Source organism: Falsiroseomonas oryziterrae (assembly GCF_021864505.1).
Taxonomy (GTDB): Bacteria; Pseudomonadota; Alphaproteobacteria; order Acetobacterales; family Acetobacteraceae; genus Falsiroseomonas; species Falsiroseomonas oryziterrae.
Window position 1 is genome coordinate 1 of record NZ_JAKJIB010000048.1, and the last position, 18572, is coordinate 18572.

Consider the following 18572-nt stretch of genomic DNA (forward strand, 5'->3'; position numbering starts at 1 on the left):
GAAGCGCTGGGCGGTGCCCGGCGCGGTCTGGGTCGAGGGCGGCGCCGTGTAGGTCTGGCTGCCGCGGCTGCCCGAGGAGCCGCGGCCACCCGGCCGCGCCTCGGCGATCGCCGGCGCGATGGCCAGCGCCACGACGGCGAAGGCGGCGAAAAGCGCCGCGCCGCGGCGGCGACGGGTCGAAGGGGTCATGGTGCTGGGCGTCTCCGGCATCTTTGTGGACAACAATATAGGAAGCCTTTGCCCCGGTTGCGAAGGACCTTCCGTTGGCGTCACGCTGTCCCTCTACCCTTGGGGAGTGCGGAAAATGACGGGACGGGCACGATGGGTCCTGGGCGCGGCAGCGGCGGCGCTGCTCGCGGCGCCAATGGCGGAAGCACAGCAGCCCCCGAACCGGGTGCTGCGGATGGCGACCAGCGTGGATGCCGCCACCCTCGACCCCCACGCCACCAACGCACTCTTCACCTTCCTGGTGATCCACCAGGTCTATGAAGGCCTGACTTGGCGCGGCGACGACCTGCGCGTCCATCCCGGCCTCGCCACGCGCTGGGAACAGGTGGAGCCGACGCGCTGGCGCTTCACGCTCCGCGACGGCGTGCGCTTCGCCGGCGGAGAGGCCTTCGACTCCGACGACGTCGTGTTCTCGATCCAGCGCGCCCTGGCGCCGACCTCGAACTACGGCATCTTCGTGGACACCGTGGCCAGCGTCGAGGCGCGCGACCGGCTGACGGTGGACGTCGTCACCCGCGTCCCCGACCCTGTCATCCCCGACAAGATGACGCGCGTCATGATCATGGACCGCGGCTGGTCGGAGGCGAACCGCGCCACGCTGCCGCAGAACTTCGCCCAGCGCGAGGAGACCTTCACCGTCCGCAACGCCAACGGCACCGGGCCGTTCGTGATCCGCTCGCGCGAGGTGGACCAGCGCACGGTGATGGCGCGCCACCCGAATTGGTGGGGCTACCAGAACGGCGCGACGCAGACGCGCGGCAATGTCACCGAGTACCACCACATCACCCTCACCTCGGATGCGACGCGCGTCGCGGCCCTTCTCTCGGGCGAGGTGGACTTCGTGCATGTCGTGCCGGTGCAGGACGTCGCGCGGATCCAGCGCGACCAGCGGCTCCGCATCCTGGAAGGCCAGGAGAACCGCACCGTCTGGATCGGCATGCGCCAGGACGTGGAGGAACTCACCGGCAGCGACGTGCGCGGCCGCAACCCGCTGAAGGATTTGCGCGTGCGCCAGGCGATCGCGCACGCCCTGGACCTGGACGCGCTGCGTCGCGCCACGCTGCGCGGCCAGGGCGTGCCGACCGGCAGCATGTGGACCGAGTTCGTCAACGGCTGGTCGCGCGAGACCGACCGCCGCACGCCCTACGACCCGGCACGCGCTCGCGCTCTGCTGGCCGAGGCCGGCTATCCGAACGGCTTCACCGTGCCGATGGACTGCCCCGTCGGCACCTATGACGAGGCGTGCCAGGCCGTCGCCGCGATGCTCACGCGCGTCGGCATTCGCGCGCAGCTGACGATCCACCCGAACGCCGTGTTCAGCCAGCGCGTCCGGCGGCAGGAGCCCATGATGTACATGCTGAGCTGGGGCGTACCGACCTTCGATGCGAGCTACACGCTGCGCGCCGTGATGGCCTCGCGCAGCATCGGCGGGGCCGCGACCTGGAATGCCGGCGGCTGGTCCAACGCCGCCTTCGACGCGATGCTGCCGCGCATCGACGAAGAGCAGGATGTCGAGCGCCGCCGGGCCCTGATGCGCGAGGCGCATGCGCTGCACAACGCCGAGCTCGGGCACATCCCGCTCTACCACATGATGATCCCCTGGGCGGTGCGGCAGGGCGTGCAGGTCACGCACCGCGCCGACAACCAGTTCCAGGTGAGGGAAATCAGGGTGGAATAGTGAAGCTCCCTCCCCCGTTCACGGGGGAGGGAATCAGATCACGCCCCTGCGAGCGTCATCCCCTCGACGCGGATGGTCGGCGCGTCGGTGCCGCGGCGGAACTCGAGGTCGTTCGCCGCGGTCATGTTCAGGAACATGTCCTTCAGGTTGCCGGCGATGGTGATCTCCGCCACCGGCTCGGCGAGCTGCCCGTTGCGGATCATGAAGCCCGTCGCGCCGCGGCTGTAGTCGCCGGTCACGCCGTTGATGCCCATGCCGATCATCTCGTGCACGTAGAGCCCTTCGGCGATGTCGGCCATCAGCTGCGCCGGCGTCATCGCGCCGGGCTCCAGCCACAGATTGGTCGTCGCGGGCCCCGGCGGGCCGCCGGTGCCGCGGCTGGCGTGCCCCGTGCTGCGCATTCCGAGCTGGCGCGCGGAGCGCCAGTCGAGGATCCAGGTCGTCAGCACGCCGTCCTCCACGATGGCGCGCGGCGCGCCCGCCATGCCCTCACCGTCGAAGGGGCGGGACCGCAAGCCGCGTGGCCGCATCGGGTCGTCGCGCACCGTCATGCCCTTCGGCAGCACCTGCTTGCCGAGATGCTCGCGCAGGAACGACGTGCCGCGCGCCACGCTCGCGCCATTCGCCGCGCCCGTCAGGTGCCCGAGCAGCGAGGAGGACACGCGCGGGTCATAGACGACCGGGATCCGCCCCGTCTTCGCGCGCACCGGGTTGAGCCGGCGCAGCGCCTTCTCCGCCGCCTTGCGGCCGATCTCCGCAGGGTCGCCGAGATCGGCGAGATGCACGGTGGAGGACCATTCGTAGTCCCGCTCCATCCCCGTGCCCGTGCCAGCGAGCGCGGTGCAGGACAGGCTGTGCGAGCTGCGCGCGAAGCCGCCGGCGAAGCCGTTCGACATGACGAGCGCGATGCGCACGCGGCCCCAGCCGGCATCCGCGCCCTCGCTGTTTGTGATTCCCTTCACGGCGAGCGCGCTGTCCTCGGCCGCCGCGGCGCGCGCGATCAGCTCTTCGGCCGTCGGCTCGGTCGCGTCGATCAGGTCGAGCGGCCCGGCATCGCGCGGCGGGTCGAAGCTGTCGGGCAGCCCGCCATACGGATCCTCGGGCACCACGCGCGCCATCGCGACCGCGCGCTCGGCCAACGCGGGAAAACCCTTCGGGTCGGGATCGGTGGAGGAGACGATCGCCTGCCGGTTGCCCAGGAAGACGCGCAGGCCGAGGTCGAACCCTTCCGACCGCTCCAGCTGCTCGATCTTGCCGAGCCGGCGCGACACCGACAGCGAGGCGTTCTGCACGAGCAGCGCATCCGCTGCATCGGCGCCGGCGCGCTTCGCCGCGGCGACGAGGGAGGAGAGGCGGTCGAGGTCGTTCATCTTGGGGCCTCTGGCGCGATGTGAGTCCGGGTACGGCTCAGGGCGAACCGCCACCCGCCTTCGCTTTGCTCAGGCACCCTCTCCCGCCAAGCGGGGGAGGGTCGGGGTGGGGGTCATCGAATTGTTTACGCGGCGAGCTTCTCGGCAATCACCGGCAGCGACGGCACCTTCCCCGCCGGGCCGAGCGCGGCCAGCGTCGGCGCGGCGCGGAACATGCGCGCGGCGAGCGCCTGCACCTGCTCCACCGTCACGGCCGCGATCTTCGCCTTGGTCTCCTCCACCGGGATGATGCGGCCATGCACCTGCAGCTGGCGCGCCAGCTGCTCGCAGCGGCTGCCGGTCGATTCCAGCGACATGAGCAGCGAGGCGCGGAGCTGCGCCTTGGCCCGCGCCAGCTCCTCCTCCGTCACGTCCTTCTGCACGCGGCGCAGTTCCTCGAGCGCCACGGGCACCAGTTCCTCCGCCTGGTCCTCGCCGGTGCCGGCGTAGATCGTGAAGAGCCCGGCATCCTGGAAGGGCGAGACGAAGGAATAGACCGAGTAGACCAAGCCGCGCTTCTCGCGGATCTCCTGGAACAGCCGCGACGACATCCCGCCGCCGAGCAGCGTCGAGAGCACCTGCGTCGTCATGTTGGCGGGATCGGTCGCCGGCACGGCCGGGAAGCCGAGCACGAGATGCACCTGGTCGAGATCGCGCTCCTCGCGGAACTCGCCGCCGGTGTAGCGGGCGGCCTCGGCATCCGCGGGCACCGCGTCGGGCAGGTCAGCGAAGTGCTTGCCGACCATCGCGAGCACGTCGTCATGCTCGATCGCACCGGCGGCGGCGACGATCATGCGCCGGCCGCCATAGTGGCGCGTCATGTAGCCGGTCAGCGCCTCGCGGCTCATCGCCTTGATCGTCTCCTCGGTGCCGAGCACCGGGCGGCCCATGGCCTGCGCGTTGTAGGCGGTGGCCTGGAAATGATCGAAGACGATGTCGTCCGGCGTGTCGTTCGCCTGGCCGATCTCCTGCAGGATCACGCCGCGCTCGCGCTCCACCTCCTCCGGCGCGAAGGCGGAGTGGCAGAGGATGTCGCCGATGATGTCGGCCGCCAGCCCGGCATCCTCCTTCAGCACCTTGCAGTAGAAGGCGGTGTTTTCCCGGGACGTGTAGGCGTTGATGTGGCCGCCGACATTCTCGATCTCGCGCGCGATGGCGGCGGCGTCGCGGGTCGCCGTGCCCTTGAAGGCCATGTGCTCGAGAAAGTGGGAGACGCCGTTCTCCGCCGCCGTCTCGTGCCGCGCGCCGGCATCCACATAGGCGCCGATCGAGACGGTCTCGACGCGGGGCATCTTCTCCGTGACGACGGTGAGACCGGAGGGCAGGCGAGTGAGCTTGATCGCGTCTGTCATGTCTGTCCTTGGATCACGCGGCGTTACGGCGCGCGTGGGCCCGCACGAAGCTCTCGACGGCGTCGAGCTCGGCGGGCAGGCGGGTGAGGCGTTCGGGCCTCTCATATAGGTCGGCCAGCCGCGCCGGCAGCGGGGGCGAGATGCCGGTCGCGCGGCGCACGGCATCGGGGAACTTCGCCGGATGCGCGGTGGCGGCGACCACCACGGGGATGGCCGGGTCCGACGGCGGCACGGCCAGCGCGGCGGCGGTGCCGATCGCGGTGTGCGGGTCGGCCAGGTAGCCGCAGTCGCGGTGCAGGCGCGCGATCTCCGCCAGCGTCCCTTCGTCGTCCAGCGCGAAGCCGCGAAAGATCTGCGTCGCCTCGCGCCACGCATCGTCGGTGACGGGCATGCGTCCCTCGGTGCGGAAGCGGCGCATGGTAACGGAGGTCGCCAGCGCGTCGCGGTGCAGCAGCTCGAACAGCAGGCGTTCGAAGTTGGAGCTGACCTGGATGTCCATGGACGGGGAAAGCGAGGGCTCCACCGCGCGCACCGTCATGTCGTTGTTCGACAGGAAGCGCACCAGGATGTCGTTGCGGTTCGACGCCACGATGAGCTGCGCGATCGGCAGGCCCATCCGCCGCGCCGCCCAGGCGGCCAGCACGTTGCCGAAATTGCCGGTCGGCACGGCGAAGGCGACCTCGCGGTCCGGCGCGCCGAGCGAGAGCGCTGCGGAGACGTAATAGGGGATCTGCAGCGCGACGCGGGCCCAGTTGATGGAGTTCACCGCCGCCAGCCGCATCTCGTCGCGGAAGGGCGCGTCGGCGAACATCGCCTTCACCAGGTCCTGGCAGTCGTCGAAGGAGCCCGCCAGCGCCAGGTTCGCGACGTTGGGCGACAGCACGGTCGTCATCTGCCGCCGCTGCACCTCGCTGGTGCGACCTTCCGGGTGGAGGATGACGATGTCCACCGCGCTGCGGTCGCGGCAGGCCTCGATGGCGGCGGAGCCGGTGTCGCCGGAGGTCGCGCCGACGATCGTCACGCGCTCCCCGCGCCGGGCCAGCGTCACGTCGAACAGGCGCCCGAGCGCCTGCATCGCCATGTCCTTGAAGGCGAGCGTCGGCCCGTGGAAGAGCTCCAGCGCGAAGACCCGGTTGTCGAGCTGGACCAGCGGGCAGACCGCGCGGTGGCCGAAGCCGGCATAGGCCTCCGCCAGCAGCGGCCGCAGCGCGGCCGCGTCCGGCTGGCCGCCGGTGAACAGCGCCAGGATGCGGGTGGCGAGCTCGGGATAGGGCAGGCCGCGCAGCGCGCGCCAGTCGGCGGCGGTGAGGACCGGCCAGGTCTCGGGGACGAAGAGCCCGCCATCCTCGGCAAGGCCGGCGAGGAGCACGCCCTCGAAGTCGCGGGGGGCGGCTTCGCCGCGGGTGGAGACGTAACGCATGGGGGCGGAAGGTAGTCCGGGCGGGGGCGCGCGGCGAGGGGTGGGGCGGTAAAGCCGCTTTGGCGCTTTGGCGCTTTACGCGACCGCGCCGCGGGACGCCTTCGGACAATGTCCCGCGTCCGGCGCGCTGGGCGGTTTCGGACAAATTGCCCGGTCCCGTGAGGGTGGCGGCCAAGGAGACGGATGCACAACCTGAAAGAGCACCGCCGGCGGGCCTGGACCCGCCGACACAGGAATTCTATCCTGTCGCCGATCCGGCCTCCGGTCCACCGGAATCGTCGGCGCCCAGCCCATGCAGCAGCTTGCGGGCGAGCCGCGCGAAGGCCGCCTGCTCGGCGGGGTCGAGGGCGGACAGCACCTCGCGCGCCTGCGCGAAGTGCACCGGCACCACCGCCTCGGCCCGCGCCAGGCCGGCCGCCGTCAGCCGCACCAGTTGCGCCCGGCGATCCGCCGGATCCGGCTCACGCACCGCAAACCCCCCGGCCACCAGCCGGTCGATCCGCTTCGTCATGGCGCCGGAGGACAGCAGGCACCACCGCGACAACTCGCCGGGCCGCATGGCGTGGTCCGGCGCCCGCAGCAGCGTCGCGAGCAGGTCGAACATGTCCCAGGTCAGGTCATGGGGCGCGAGCCACGCCTCCACCCGGCGACGCACCTGCGCCTCGATCCGGGACACCCGGCCGAGCACCTCCAGATGCGAGGGGTCGAGCCCCGGCCGGGCCGTCCGCCACGCCGCGACCAGGCTGTCCACGATGTCGTCCGCCAATTTCCCTCGCCGCGAAAATTCTTGACGTAAAGATAGTTTGCCCGGATCGTGCCCGTAGAGGACATGACCATGACGGCACCCTTCCGGACCTCCCCCACCAACCCGCGGCTCGGGGAGATCCAGACCCAGCCGGAGCGGCAGGCCGACATGCCCTATGCGCCCGCGATGCGGGTGAAGGGCGGCGGCGACCTGCTCTACATCTCCGGGGCGACGCCATCGCCGCTCTACCACCATCACCCGCATCGCGACGAGGAGCACCAGCACCCGGTCCGCATCGAGGAGCAGTGCCAGCGCGTCTTCGACACGCTCGGCGCGATCCTGGCGCATGAGGGGCTGACCTGGACCGACGTGGTGAAGGTGACGCGCTACCTCACCGACATGCGCGACCAGGACGGGCTGAACGCCGTGCAGGGCCGCTACTTCGGCGGCTGGCGGCCGGTCAGCACGACGGTCTGCGTGAACCAGCTCTCGACGCCCGGCGCGCGCGTCGAGGTGGACATCGTCGCCGCCTATCGGCCCGCGTGAGCGCCGCCGAGGTCATCCCGCTGCTGCTGGCCGCCGCCATGGCGGTGGGCGCGGCGCTGAACCTCGCGGCGCCGGGCTTCATCCGGGCCGAATTCGACCGCTGGGGCTATCTGCCCGCGCTGCGCATCGCCGTCGGCGTGGCGGAGGCCGCGTCAGCGCTGCTGCTGCTGGTCCCGTCGCTGCGCGGCATCGGCGCGGCGCTCGCGCTGGCCGTGCTCGCCGGCGTCGTCTTCACCCTGGCGCGCGACCGCGCCTGGCTGCGTCTCGAATACCCGATCGTGCTCGTGGTGCTGGCCGCGCTCGTGCTGCGCGGCGGCTGATCTGGAAGGAGTGGACGATGTTCCGACGCACCCTGCTCGCCGCCGCCGCTGCCGCGCTGGCCTCACCCGCCCTCGCCCAGGGCCAGGCCTGGCCGACCCAGCCGATCACCATGATCATCCCCTTCGCTCCGGGCCCGATCGACGGCGTGGCGCGCACGATCGGCGAGGTGATGGGACGCGACCTCGGCCAGCCCATCGTGATCGAGAACATCCCGGGCGCCGGCGGCACGATCGGCGTCGGACGCGCGGCCCAGGCGCGCCCCGACGGCTACCGCATCCTGATGCACAACATCGGCATGTCCACCGCGCCGACGCTCTACCGGCGCCTCGCCTGGGACCCGGTGCGCGACTTCGAGCCGATCGGCATCATGAACCGCAACCCGATGGTCTGGATCGGGCGGCCGAACTTCCCGGGCAACACGCTGGCTGATATGACGGAGTTCATGCGCAGCGGCGGCGCGCGGGTGAACCTGGCGCATGCCGGGCTCGGCTCCTCCTCGCAGCTCTGCGCGATGCTGATGCAGGCGGCGCTGCGCGTGCAGGTCACCACCGTGCCGTTCCGCAGTTCGGGCGAGGTCTTCCCGGAGCTGAACTCGGGCCGCATCGACCTCTACTGCGACCAGACGACCTCGGCGCTCGGACAGGTGCAGGGGCGGTCGGTGAAGGCCTTCGCGCTGGCCGCGCCGCAGCGCCTCCCGACCATGCCGGAGGTGCCGACGACGGCGGAAGCCGGGATGCCGGACTTCCAGCTCTCGATCTGGCAGGCGCTGTTCGCGCCGGCCGGCACGCCGCGGCCCGTGATCGACCGGCTGAACCGCGCGCTGCGCGTGGCGCTCGCGGATCCGCGCGTGGTGCAGCGCCTCAACGAACTCGGCACCGCGCCGGAACCGGCCGCCACTGGCACGCCGGAGGCGCTGCGCGACCTGCTGGCGAGCGAGGTCGCGCGCTGGCGCCCGATCATCCAGGCCGCCGGCGAGTTCGCGGACTGAGATCGCCGCTTCCCGACGGCGGCGGCCAGGGCTAGCGTTTCCGCCGGGATGGAAACGCAACCACGCGGCACGCCGCTCGGGATCCAGGGGCTGGCCGTCGCCTATGGCCGGACGCAGGTGCTGCACGAGGTCTCGCTGGCCGTCGGCGCGGGCGAGTTCGTGGCGCTGCTCGGCCCCTCGGGCTGCGGCAAGACGACGCTGCTGCGCAGCATCGCCGGCTTCGTGGCGCCAAGTGCCGGGCGCATCACCGCGGGCGGACGCGACATCACCCGCGAGCCTCCCGAGCGCCGCGGCGCGGCGATGGTGTTCCAGTCCTACGCGCTCTGGCCGCACATGAACGTCGCCAAGACCATCGGCTACGGGCTGGCCGTCCGGGGCTGGGACAAGGCGCGCATCGCCGCCCGCGTCGAGGAGATGCTGCGGCTGCTGCGGCTGGAGGGGCTTGGGCAGCGCCTGCCGGCCCAGCTCTCGGGCGGCCAGCGGCAGCGCGTCGCGATGGGGCGCGCGCTGGCGGTGGACCCGGAGATCCTGCTGCTCGACGAGCCGATGTCGAACCTCGACGCGCGGGTGCGCGAAGGCGTGCGGCACGAGCTGCGCACGCTGCAGCAATCGCTCGGCATCACCGCGATCCACGTCACCCACGACCGGGAGGAGGCGATGATCCTCGCGGACCGGATCGTGGTGCTGGAGGAGGGCCGGATCGCGCAGGTCGGCCCGCCGGAGGAGCTCTGGCGCCGCCCCGCCAACGCCTATGTCGCCGACTTCCTCGGTGCGACAAACCGCCTGCCGCTCGGCGACGGCGTGGTGATGTTCCGCCCCGAGGAAGGCCGGGTGCTGGCGCCGGGGGAAACGCTCGACGGGCCCGTCTTCGAGGGTACGGTCGCCTTCTGCGCCTATGCCGGCGGCCGCTGGCGCGCCACGATCCGCGTCGACGAGGCCGAAGCGCTGGTGGACGTGCCGGAGCGTCTGGAGGCCGAAACCGCGGTGCGGCTCGGTATCCCGCGAGAGGCCGCGCACCTATTCGGCGCAACGGCGCCGTCACGCGAGAGTCACGAAAGCTACGCCGAGGCCGGATAGGAACCGGCCCGAACCACAAGGGAGGTCATCATGGATCGTCGCAGCCTGCTTCTCGCCACCGCCGCGATCGCCGGCGCCGGCGCCCTGCCCGCCCATGCCCAGCAGCGCGTCACGCTCAACGTGCTGACCGCGGGCGACCAGAACATGGTGGACTACATCACCGACTATCTCGGCCCGCTCTTCCAGCGGCAGAACCCGGGCGTGACGGTGCGCGCCATCGGCACCGGGCCGGGCGACGCCGGCAGCCAGCGGATCTGGGAACGGCTCGAGGCGCAGCGGCGCGCCAATGCGCAATCCGTGGACGTGGACGTCGCCGTCGTGCACCAGAACATGGCCGGCCGCATGGTGGCCGAAGGGCTGCTGGCGCGCTTCCGCGAGCAGGCCGCCACCGGCAACCTCGCGACCAGCGCGGTGACGCGCAACGCGCTCGGGCAGAACGTCGACGGCTTCGTGATGCCGATGTTCAACAGCCAGGTCGCGATCGCCTTCAACCCGGCCCGCGTGCCGAATCCGCCGACCAGCTTCGAGGCGCTGGAGCAATGGGCGCGGCAGAACCCGCGCCGCTTCGGCTACAACGGCATCCGCGGCGGCATGTCTGGCGTGGGCTTCGTCTTCGGCTGGGCCTATGCCTTCGGTCCCGACCAGCGCCGCCTGATCGAAGGGCCCTTCGACGCCGAAGCCGTGGCCGCGCTGACGCCGGCGCTGCAGCGGCTGCGCGAGTTCAACCGCAACGTCGTGATCACCGGCGGCAATGCCGGCACGCTGGATGCGCTGAACCGCGGCGAGATCGACATGGGCCCGGTCTGGATGGACATGTTCTACACTTGGCAGGCCGAAGGCCGCCTCAGCCCGAACATGCGCCTCGTGCTGCCCGAGAGCGGCCTGCCCGGCCAGCCGATGTACTACGTGATCCCGGCGCGCGCGGCGAATGCCGACGTGGCGCGGCGCTTCATCGAGCTGGCGACGAGCCCGCCGGTGCAGGCCGAGGGCATCGTGCGCCGCTTCAACTGGCTGCCTGGGATCGACGCGCAGCATGTGCAGGCGCATCTCGACCAGCAGACCTGGAACCGCCTGTTCCGCGACGTGCCGCCCGACGTGCTGGCGCGCGGCGCGCGGCCGATGCCGCAGGCCGACTTCATGCGCGCGATCCAAGAGGCCTATGAGCGCGTCGTCCTGAACTGAGCGTGCGCGACGCCACCCCCGCTCCCGCCCCGCGCACCGGGGCGGGAGCGTCGAGCCTGTTTCCCTACCTCCTGCTCGCCCCCGCGCTCTTCGTCGTGGGCGCCTTCTTCGTGCTGCCGCTCGGCTTCTCCGTCGTCGGCGCCTTCGAGGGGAATGAGGGTCCGACACTCGACAACCTCGGGCGCGCCTTCGGTCTCTACCGCACCGACCTGCTCTTCACGCTGCTGATCGTCGCCGCCTCCACCGCGCTGATCGGGCTCGGCGCCATCGCGATCGGCGGCTACCTGACGCTCGGCCGCAACGCCAAGGCGCGGCGGATCCTGGCGGCGATGTACCGCTGGCCGCTATTCATTCCCTTCATCGTCGCCGCGCAGGCGATGCGCGGCTTCATCGGCCAGAACGGGCTGATGAACAACACGCTGATCTGGATCGGGCTGATGCCGCCGGAGTGGGCGCAGAGCTTCCTCGACTGGCGCGGCATCGTCATCACCTTCGTCTGGAAGCAGCTGCCCTTCGCGACGCTGCTGGTCGCCGGCGCCATGGCCGCGCTGGACCGCGCCGGGATCGAGGCGGCGCAGAACCTGGGCGCAAGCCGCATGCGCATCCTGCTCGGCATCGTGATCCCGCAGGTTGCGCGGAACATCATGGTCGCGCTGGTGCTGTCCTTCGTCACCATGATGTCGGTGCTGTCCGTGCCGCTGATGATCAGCGGCCAGTCGCCGACCATGCTGACGGTGGCGATGGCCTGGCGGATCAACGCGCTCGGCGACTACGGCACGGCAAATGCGCTGGGGCTCGTCGCCTGCATCGCGAGCGGGCTGGTGGCCTGGGCCTGGCTGCGGCAGAGCGCGCGCGAGGCCGCGCGATGATGGCGCGCGCCAATGTCGCCTGGTGGCTGCCGCGCGCCATCCTGCTCGCGGCCTTCGCCTTCTTCGTCTTCGGGCCGCTGGTGAACCTGGTGCTGTGGTCCGTGGCGGAGGCCTGGTTCTGGCCGAACCGGCTGCCGAGCCAGTACGGCTTCCGCTTCTGGGAACGCGTCTTCCGCCCGGAGGGCCAGGCGATGGAGAGCCTGTGGCTGTCCATCTGGATCGCCTCGCTCACCACGCTGCTCTGCCTCGGCGTCTCGATCCCGGCGGCCTGGGCCCTGGCCAAGGCGCGGCTGCGCTGGCGCGCGCTGATCCTGCTGGTCTTCCTGCTGCCGCAGGCCTTCCCCAACCTGCCGGTCTACATCAACGTCGCGCGGATCTTCTTCACCTTCGACCTGAACGGCACGGTGATGGGCGTCGTGCTGGTGCACGCCGCGCATGGCCTGGTCTATTCGATCTGGATCGCCACCGCCGCCTTCGCCGCGATCGACGACGACCTCGAACTCGCGGCGCGCAACATCGGCGCCTCCGGCTTCACCGCCTTCCGCACGGTGACGCTGCCGCTGGCCGCACCCGGCATCGCGGCGTCGGCCATCTTCGTCTTCCTCGAATCGCTCGACGAGTTCACCGCGACCTACTTCGTCGGCGCGCCGGAGGTCCGCACCCTGCCGCTCCTGCTGTTCAGCGCGGCGGCCGGCGGCAACATGCAGATCGCGGCGATCACCGCGCTGATCCTGCTGGTGCCGAGCGTCCTCTTCATGCTGCTGGTGGAGCGCTTCCTGCGCGCGGAGGTGCTGGCGCGGGTCGGGCGTTAGCGATGCGGCTGGCTCCGCCCCCGGGGAGCCGATTGGAACATGAAGGCGACCCTCGCCGGCGCAGTTCGCGGACGCGCCGGCTCAGGACGTCTCGGCGCGGAAGCGCAGCACGCAGCAGCCCTCGCGACCCGGTGCCCAGGTCTCTGCCGCGAAGGCGCAGCCGGAGGCGCCGAAGACGCCGTGGTCCGCGCGGCCCGCGATCCGGCAGAGCGTCGCGACCTCCACTGACGAACGTCCATCCGCGATCCAGGCGTCCTTCAGCGGGCAGCGCAGGACGCGCACCGTCACGTCGCCGCCGTCGCGCTCCACCTCATGCGGGAAGAGGCGGCCCCAGTCGGGGCTCGCCACCGTCAGGAAGCGCGCGGCGACTTCCATCGGCGCCGCGCTTTCGGCGCCGGCGAAAATGCGGCTGCCCGCCTCGGCGCCGGTGCGTTCGATCGCAAGGCCTAGCAGCCGCTCCGCCTCCGCCTCGCCCAGCGCCTCGCGCAGCGTGACATACAGGTGCCAGTAGAGCCGCGCGCGCGCCTGAAACGCCGCGTCCAGCTCCCGCGCCAGCCGCTCGGCGCGCGTTGCGGCATCCGGCTCCGTCTCCGGCAAGGCGGGAGAGCGGAGCCGTTCCGCCATGCTCAGGCCGCCTTCGCCTCGCGGCGCCGGCGGTGCAGCACGAACTCGGTGTAGCCGTTCGGCTGCGCCGCGCCCTCGAAGACCAGGTCGCAGGCGGCCTTGAAGGCGGCGCCGTCGAACCCGGGCGCCATCGGCACATAGGCCGGGTCGCCGGCGTTCTGGCGGTCCACCACCGCGGCCATGCGCTTCATCGTCTCCATCACCTGCTCCTTCGAGCAGATGCCGTGGCGCAGCCAGTTGGCGATGTGCTGAGAGGAGATGCGGAGCGTCGCTCGGTCCTCCATCAGCCCGACATCGTTGATGTCCGGCACCTTGGAGCAGCCGACGCCTTGGTCCACCCACCGCACGACATAGCCCAGGATGCCCTGCGCGTTGTTGTCGAGTTCGGCCTGCACGTCGGCCGGCGCCCAGTTGGTGTTCCCGGCGAGCGGCACGCTCAGGATGTCGTCGAGCTTCGCGCGGCGCCCGCCGGCGGCGATCTCCGCCTGCCGCGCCGCGACGTCGACCTCGTGGTAGTGCAGCGCGTGCAGCGTGGCCGCGGTGGGGGACGGCACCCAGGCGGTGTTCGCGCCGGCCTTCGGATGGCCGACCTTCTGCTTCAGCATCTCGGCCATCATGTCGGGCATCGCCCACATGCCCTTGCCGATCTGCGCGCGGCCGCGCAGCCCGCAGGCCAGGCCGACATCGACGTTCCAGTCCTCATAGGCCTTGATCCAGGGCAGGCCCTTCATGTCGTTCTTGCGAACCACGGCGCCGGCCTCCATCGAGGTGTGGATCTCGTCGCCGGTGCGATCCAGGAAGCCGGTGTTGATGAACACCACGCGGTCCTTCGCCGCCTTGATGCAGGCCTTGAGGTTCACCGTCGTGCGGCGCTCCTCGTCCATGATGCCCATCTTGAGGGTGGCGCGCTTCAGGCCGAGCGCGTCCTCCACCTTGGCGAAGAGCGCGTCGGCGGCCGCGACCTCCTCCGGCCCGTGCATCTTGGGCTTCACGATGTAGACGCTGCCGGCGCGGCTGTTCATCCGCTTGCCGCGGATGTCGTGCAGGGCGATGGCGACCGTCACCATCGCGTCCAGCACCGTCTCCGGCGTCTCGGCCCCGTCGAGCGTGACGGCGTCCGTCATCATGTGGTGGCCGACATTGCGCACCAGCATCACCGACCGCCCATGCAGCGTGACGGAGCCGCCGGCCGGCGTCTTGTAGCTGCGGTCGGCATTGAGCCGCCGGGTGATGGTCTTCCCGCCCTTCTCCAGCTCCGCCGTCAGGTCGCCCTTCATCAGGCCGAGCCAGTTCCGATACACCAGCACCTTGTCGGCGGCGTCCACCGCGGCGACGGAATCCTCGCAGTCCTGGATCGTCGTCAGCGCCGATTCCAGCACCAGGTCGGCGATGCCCGCCGGGTCGTCCTTGCCGATCGCGCTGGTGCGGTCGACGCGGATCTCGAGGTGCAGGCCGTGATTCACCAGCAGGATGGCGTTCGGCGCCCAGGCATCGCCCTGGTAGCCGACGCACTGCCCCGGCCGCGCCAGCCCGACCGTGCGGCCGTCCTTCAACGTCACCGCCAGCGCGCCGTTCTCGATCGCGTAGCCGGTGGCTTCCGCGTGACTCACGCCGCCCGCCAGCGGCGCAGCCCTGTTCAGCACATCCCGGGCAAAGGCGATCACCTTGGCGCCGCGCTTCGGATTGTAGCCCTTGCCCTTCTCCGCGCCGTCCGTCTCCGGGATCGCGTCGGTGCCGTAGAGCGCATCGTACAGGCTGCCCCAGCGCGCATTGGCGGCGTTCAGCGCGTAGCGGGCGTTGCTGACCGGCACGACCAGCTGCGGCCCGGCGACATGCGCGATCTCGGCGTCAACATCGGTGGTGCCGACGTGGAAATCCTCGGGCTCGGGCAGCAGATAGCCGATCTCGGTCAGGAACGCCTTGTAGGCGGCCGCGTCCACCGGCCGCGCCGGGTTGGCGCGGTGCCAGGCGTCGATCTTGGCCTGCAGGGCGTCGCGCTTGGCCAGCAGTTCCGCGTTGCGTGGCGCCCAGTCGCGCAGGATCGCCTCGAGCGAGGCCCAGAAGCGCGCCGGATCGACGCCGGTGCCCGGCAATGCCTCGGTCTCGATGAAATCGCGCAGGGCGGCGGCCACGCCGAGGCCGCCGATCCGGACGGTACCAGCCACGTCAGTCACTCCTGATTGGGGCCGCGGCACAGGTTCGCCGCGGCGCGGCGCGGTTTGGGCGCAATTGCCGCGGCAGGCAAGGGGGCGAGGCGGCGGCCGACCACGGCCGCGAAGGGGACGGGTGCGATGCGGTGCGGCGCGCGGCAGCGGCGCCGCAATCCTCGGCCAGAGACGGCAACCAGCAGGTGTCTCACTTGCCCGAAACGGCCAACCGTGGCGCGTGTGTCACACTTCGCACACAGGTGTCGTCCCAGGGCCACACAGGGCTTTGTGACCAAGCGTTTCACTTCTAGGTTGCTCACAAGCTCGGGATCGACCAGTGACCCCTCCCCCCGTGACGGCGCCCGAGGCGCCGCCGCTCGAAGACGCCCCCGTCCGGCGCCTCGCGCCGGTGCAGCCGCGCACCATGGTGGAGCAGGCGGCCGAGGCCGTTGTCGCCGCCGCGGCGCGCGGTGCCTTCCTGCCTGGCGATCGCCTGGTGGAAGCCGAGATCGCCCGCGACCTTGGCATCAGCCGCGTCCCGGTGCGCGAGGCGCTTCGCCTGCTCGAATCCCAGGGCATCGTCGTCAGCACGCCCTACAAGGGCATGCGGCTGATGCAGGTGACCAACCGCGCCGTGGCCGAAATGACCCGGGTGCGCGCCGCCCTCGAGTCGCTTGCGCTGCGGGAAATCGTGGCCGCCGGCGCCGGCGAGGCGCGAATCGCGCCGGCCCGCCGCGCCGCCGCGCTGCACGAGATCGCGCTGTCCGGCGGCGACCCGGCCGCCATCGTAGCCGCCGACATCGCCGTGCATGGCGAGCTCTGCCGCATCTCCGGCAACAGCGTGCTGCATGGCATCTGGTCGGGCCTTGCCCGCCAGCTCGCGGTGGTGCTCGGGTTGGCCCAGGGCGAGCGCTCGGCGCCCGCCATCGCGGGCGAGTACCGCCGCCTGCTCGACGCCTTGGCGGATGGCGACGCGGCGGCCGCGCAGGCCGCGCTCGACGCCCATCTCGCCTGGCACGAGCGCTTCGACTTCGAGGGCGCGATCGCCGAGCGCCGCGCCCGCCGCGGATAGGCATCCCCGCCGCGCCGTCGCATGATCGGCGCATGCCCCTGACCTACACCCCGCCGCCCCACACCACGCAGCACTGGCACGTCGCCAAGCCCGCCGCACGCGGGCGGCGTGGCGTCGTCGCGAGCCAGTCGCGCGCCGCGGCCGAGGCCGGGCTCGCCATCCTCGACGCCGGCGGCAACGCGGCCGACGCCGCCGTCGCCATGGCCTTCGCGCTGGCCACGACCGAGCCCTGGAACTCGGGCCTCGGCGGCATCGGCTTCGCCCAGGTGGCCGGGCCGGGCATCCCGGCGCGCACCTTGGATTTCGGCCCCGTCTCGCCGGGCCGGCTCGATCCGGCCGCCTTCCCGATGACGGGCCGGATGAAGCAGGATCTCTTCGCCTGGCCGGAGGTGGAGGGCGACCGCAACATCCACGGGCCGCTATCCTTCGCCATCCCGTCGGCCGTCGCGGGCTACGCCGCGCTGCACGAGGCGCATGGGAAGCTGCCGATCGCCGACGTGCTCGCGCCCGCCGTCGCGCTGGCGAAGCGCGGCCTGGCGCAGGACTGGTTCACCACGCTGAAGGTCGCCAATGCGGCGTCCACGCTGCGCCTCTATCCGGAATCGGCGCGCATCTACCTGCCCGGTGGCCTGCCACCCGTCGCGCCGTACCAGGGCACGCCCGGCTTCTTCCGGCTCGGCGCGCTGCCCGACACGCTGGAGCGGCTTGCCCGCGCCGGGCTGCGCGACTTCTACGAAGGCGAGGTCGCGCAGGCGATCGCGGCCGACGTGGCGGCGATGGGCGGCGTGCTCTCCGCCGAGGACCTCGCGCAATGCCGCGCGCGCATCCTGCCGGCCGTCTCGGTGCCGTGGCGCGGCCGCACGCTGCACCTGTCGAACGGGCTCACGGCCACGCCGACCTTCCGCCGCGTCGCGGCGCTGATGGAGGAGGCGGACTGGTCCGGCCACGCGCCGGGCCCCGCCTGGCACCTCGCCTTCGCCCGCGCCATGCAGCTCGCCTATGTCGAGCGCCTGGAGGGCCTGGGCGAGACCGAGAAGGGCAGCGACACCTGCACCACCCACCTCACCGTCTGCGACGCCGGCGGCATGATGGTCGCCATGACCACCACGCTGCTCTCCAGCATGGGCAGCCGCGTCGTGCTGCCGCGCTCCGGCGTGCTGATGAACAACGGCGTGATGTGGTTCGACCCGCGCCCCGGCACGCCGAACGCCATCGGCCCGAACAAGCGCCCGCTCTGCAACATGTCGCCGGTGATCGCGACCGACGCGGCGGGCGTCCCGGCCATCGCGCTCGGCGCGTCCGGCGGGCGGCGCATCCTGGCGGCGGTGTTCCAGATGCTGGCGATGACCGCCGCCTTCGGCATGGACCCCGAGGCCGCCGCCCATGCGCCGCGCATCGACGTCTCGGGACCGGAAGGCCTGACCGCCGACCGCCGCCTGCCCGCCGCGACGCTCGAGGCGCTGCAGGACGCCGGCCCGGTGGAGCTGGTGGAGCACGCCGTGCTGCCGGTCAACTTCGCCTGCCCGAACCTGATCGCCATCGGACCGGACGGCGCGCGCACCGGCATCACCGACCTGATGTCGCCCTGGTCGGCGGCGCTCGCCCAGCAGTGACCGCCGCGCCGCTCGCCGAGGCGGTGGTGCTGCTCACCGCGGAGACGCGCGGCCGCGCCGCTGCCGCGGCCGATCTCGCCTTCGCCGGCGCAGTGCTGCTCGACCTCGCCGCCGCCGGCCGCGTTGCGATCGAGGACGCGGCGCTGCGCCTGCTCGACGACGCGCCGACCTGGGACGAGGCCGCGGACGCGGCACTCGGCGTCGTCGCCGAGTCCCCTTCCGGCACGCTGCAGGACGCGCTGGCACGGCTCGTCGCCGAGGCGGAGCCGATCCGCATCGCGCTGCGCGACCGCCTGTTCGAGGCGGGCCGCGTGCCCGCTTTGGAGGACCAGGCGCTCTGGCTCTTCACCGGTGCGCCACGCGGACCCGACCCGGCCGCCGCGCTGCGCGCCCGTCTGGCCACGCGCGATCCGGCCCCCGGGGACGCCGCGCTCCGTTCGCTGCTGCAGGCCGCGGGCCTTGAGCCGGGCGAGCCGGCGGTGGCCGGGC

17 protein-coding genes and 1 pseudogene are annotated in these 18572 nt (G+C 71.9%); 11 read left to right on the forward strand and 7 right to left on the reverse strand.

All coding sequences use genetic code 11. From position 1 onward, the window contains the following. Nucleotides 1–189: pseudogene (locus L2I40_RS06595) on the reverse strand (Tim44 domain-containing protein); the annotation flags it as partial. A 115-nt stretch (nucleotides 190–304) separates the two neighbouring features. On the opposite strand from L2I40_RS06595, the gene L2I40_RS06600 reads away from it, so the two are divergent. Next, on the forward strand, nucleotides 305–1906 hold the full coding sequence (locus tag L2I40_RS06600; protein WP_237214082.1) for an ABC transporter substrate-binding protein: 1602 nt from the start codon (nucleotides 305–307) through the stop codon (nucleotides 1904–1906). 38 nt (nucleotides 1907–1944) lie between these two features. On the opposite strand, the gene L2I40_RS06605 is transcribed toward L2I40_RS06600, so the two are convergent. From L2I40_RS06605 to L2I40_RS06620, 4 genes are all read right to left on the reverse strand, one after another. After that, nucleotides 1945–3276 (reverse strand): TldD/PmbA family protein, encoded by a 1332-nt coding sequence (locus L2I40_RS06605; protein WP_237214083.1) that lies wholly within the window; start codon nucleotides 3274–3276, stop codon nucleotides 1945–1947. A gap of 125 nt (nucleotides 3277–3401) precedes the next feature. Beyond that, on the reverse strand, nucleotides 3402–4667 hold the full coding sequence (locus tag L2I40_RS06610) for a M16 family metallopeptidase (protein ID WP_237214084.1): 1266 nt from the start codon (nucleotides 4665–4667) through the stop codon (nucleotides 3402–3404). Nucleotides 4668–4680: 13 nt separating this feature from the next. Continuing rightward, a complete protein-coding gene (gene thrC / locus L2I40_RS06615; protein WP_237214085.1) occupies nucleotides 4681–6087 on the reverse strand; it encodes a threonine synthase in 1407 nt (468 codons plus the stop codon). Between the two features lie 238 nt (nucleotides 6088–6325). Beyond that, the gene (locus L2I40_RS06620; protein WP_237214086.1) at nucleotides 6326–6853 is read right to left on the reverse strand and encodes a MarR family winged helix-turn-helix transcriptional regulator; all 528 of its coding nucleotides are present in this window, start codon (nucleotides 6851–6853) and stop codon (nucleotides 6326–6328) included. A gap of 69 nt (nucleotides 6854–6922) precedes the next feature. On the opposite strand from L2I40_RS06620, the gene L2I40_RS06625 reads away from it, so the two are divergent. Genes L2I40_RS06625 through L2I40_RS06655 form a run of 7 tightly spaced genes read left to right on the forward strand, consistent with a single transcriptional unit; the run spans nucleotide 6923 to nucleotide 12627 of the window. After that, a complete protein-coding gene (locus tag L2I40_RS06625) occupies nucleotides 6923–7378 on the forward strand; it encodes a RidA family protein (RefSeq protein WP_237214087.1) in 456 nt (151 codons plus the stop codon). After that, a complete protein-coding gene (locus L2I40_RS06630; protein ID WP_237214088.1) occupies nucleotides 7375–7698 on the forward strand; it encodes a DoxX family protein in 324 nt (107 codons plus the stop codon). Before L2I40_RS06625 ends, L2I40_RS06630 begins: the two co-directional genes overlap by 4 nt. A 17-nt stretch (nucleotides 7699–7715) precedes the next feature. Further along, a complete protein-coding gene (locus L2I40_RS06635) occupies nucleotides 7716–8687 on the forward strand; it encodes a tripartite tricarboxylate transporter substrate-binding protein (protein WP_237214089.1) in 972 nt (323 codons plus the stop codon). A 48-nt stretch (nucleotides 8688–8735) separates the two neighbouring features. Next, on the forward strand, nucleotides 8736–9764 hold the full coding sequence (locus L2I40_RS06640) for an ABC transporter ATP-binding protein (protein ID WP_237214090.1): 1029 nt from the start codon (nucleotides 8736–8738) through the stop codon (nucleotides 9762–9764). 30 nt (nucleotides 9765–9794) lie between these two features. Further along, the gene (locus tag L2I40_RS06645; RefSeq protein ID WP_237214091.1) at nucleotides 9795–10946 is read left to right on the forward strand and encodes an extracellular solute-binding protein; all 1152 of its coding nucleotides are present in this window, start codon (nucleotides 9795–9797) and stop codon (nucleotides 10944–10946) included. 2 nt (nucleotides 10947–10948) lie between these two features. Then, complete coding sequence (locus L2I40_RS06650; RefSeq protein ID WP_237214092.1) at nucleotides 10949–11815, forward strand: ABC transporter permease; 867 nt, start codon at nucleotides 10949–10951, stop codon at nucleotides 11813–11815. Continuing rightward, nucleotides 11812–12627: an ABC transporter permease gene (locus L2I40_RS06655; protein WP_237214093.1), complete on the forward strand. Its 816-nt coding sequence runs from the start codon at nucleotides 11812–11814 to the stop codon at nucleotides 12625–12627. Before L2I40_RS06650 ends, L2I40_RS06655 begins: the two co-directional genes overlap by 4 nt. 81 nt (nucleotides 12628–12708) lie before the next feature. Here L2I40_RS06655 and L2I40_RS06660 read toward each other — a convergent pair whose 3' ends face one another. Then, nucleotides 12709–13251: an L-2-amino-thiazoline-4-carboxylic acid hydrolase gene (locus L2I40_RS06660; protein WP_237214094.1), complete on the reverse strand. Its 543-nt coding sequence runs from the start codon at nucleotides 13249–13251 to the stop codon at nucleotides 12709–12711. A gap of 2 nt (nucleotides 13252–13253) precedes the next feature. After that, complete coding sequence (locus L2I40_RS06665) at nucleotides 13254–15416, reverse strand: malate synthase G (RefSeq protein ID WP_237214095.1); 2163 nt, start codon at nucleotides 15414–15416, stop codon at nucleotides 13254–13256. 319 nt (nucleotides 15417–15735) lie between these two features. Here L2I40_RS06665 and L2I40_RS06670 point away from each other — a divergent pair, with 319 nt between their 5' ends. From L2I40_RS06670 to L2I40_RS06680, 3 genes are all read left to right on the forward strand, one after another. Then, on the forward strand, nucleotides 15736–16470 hold the full coding sequence (locus L2I40_RS06670; RefSeq protein WP_237214096.1) for a GntR family transcriptional regulator: 735 nt from the start codon (nucleotides 15736–15738) through the stop codon (nucleotides 16468–16470). Nucleotides 16471–16502: 32 nt separating this feature from the next. Next, nucleotides 16503–18083, forward strand: a complete 1581-nt coding sequence (locus L2I40_RS06675; RefSeq protein ID WP_237214097.1) for a gamma-glutamyltransferase — start codon at nucleotides 16503–16505, stop codon at nucleotides 18081–18083. Then, a partial coding sequence (locus tag L2I40_RS06680; protein WP_237214098.1) for a GPP34 family phosphoprotein occupies nucleotides 18080–18572 on the forward strand: 493 nt, incomplete at its 3' end. The genes L2I40_RS06675 and L2I40_RS06680, both read left to right, overlap by 4 nt.

Coding starts and splice junctions, on each gene's coding strand:
- L2I40_RS06600 (WP_237214082.1), top strand. CDS start 305: ATGACGGGACGGGCACGATGGGTCCTGGGCGCGGCAGCGGCGGCGCTG.
- L2I40_RS06605 (WP_237214083.1), bottom strand. CDS start 3,276: ATGAACGACCTCGACCGCCTCTCCTCCCTCGTCGCCGCGGCGAAGCGC.
- L2I40_RS06610 (WP_237214084.1), bottom strand. CDS start 4,667: ATGACAGACGCGATCAAGCTCACTCGCCTGCCCTCCGGTCTCACCGTC.
- thrC (WP_237214085.1), bottom strand. CDS start 6,087: ATGCGTTACGTCTCCACCCGCGGCGAAGCCGCCCCCCGCGACTTCGAG.
- L2I40_RS06625 (WP_237214087.1), top strand. CDS start 6,923: ATGACGGCACCCTTCCGGACCTCCCCCACCAACCCGCGGCTCGGGGAG.
- L2I40_RS06635 (WP_237214089.1), top strand. CDS start 7,716: ATGTTCCGACGCACCCTGCTCGCCGCCGCCGCTGCCGCGCTGGCCTCA.
- L2I40_RS06640 (WP_237214090.1), top strand. CDS start 8,736: ATGGAAACGCAACCACGCGGCACGCCGCTCGGGATCCAGGGGCTGGCC.
- L2I40_RS06645 (WP_237214091.1), top strand. CDS start 9,795: ATGGATCGTCGCAGCCTGCTTCTCGCCACCGCCGCGATCGCCGGCGCC.
- L2I40_RS06655 (WP_237214093.1), top strand. CDS start 11,812: ATGATGGCGCGCGCCAATGTCGCCTGGTGGCTGCCGCGCGCCATCCTG.
- L2I40_RS06660 (WP_237214094.1), bottom strand. CDS start 13,251: ATGGCGGAACGGCTCCGCTCTCCCGCCTTGCCGGAGACGGAGCCGGAT.
- L2I40_RS06675 (WP_237214097.1), top strand. CDS start 16,503: ATGCCCCTGACCTACACCCCGCCGCCCCACACCACGCAGCACTGGCAC.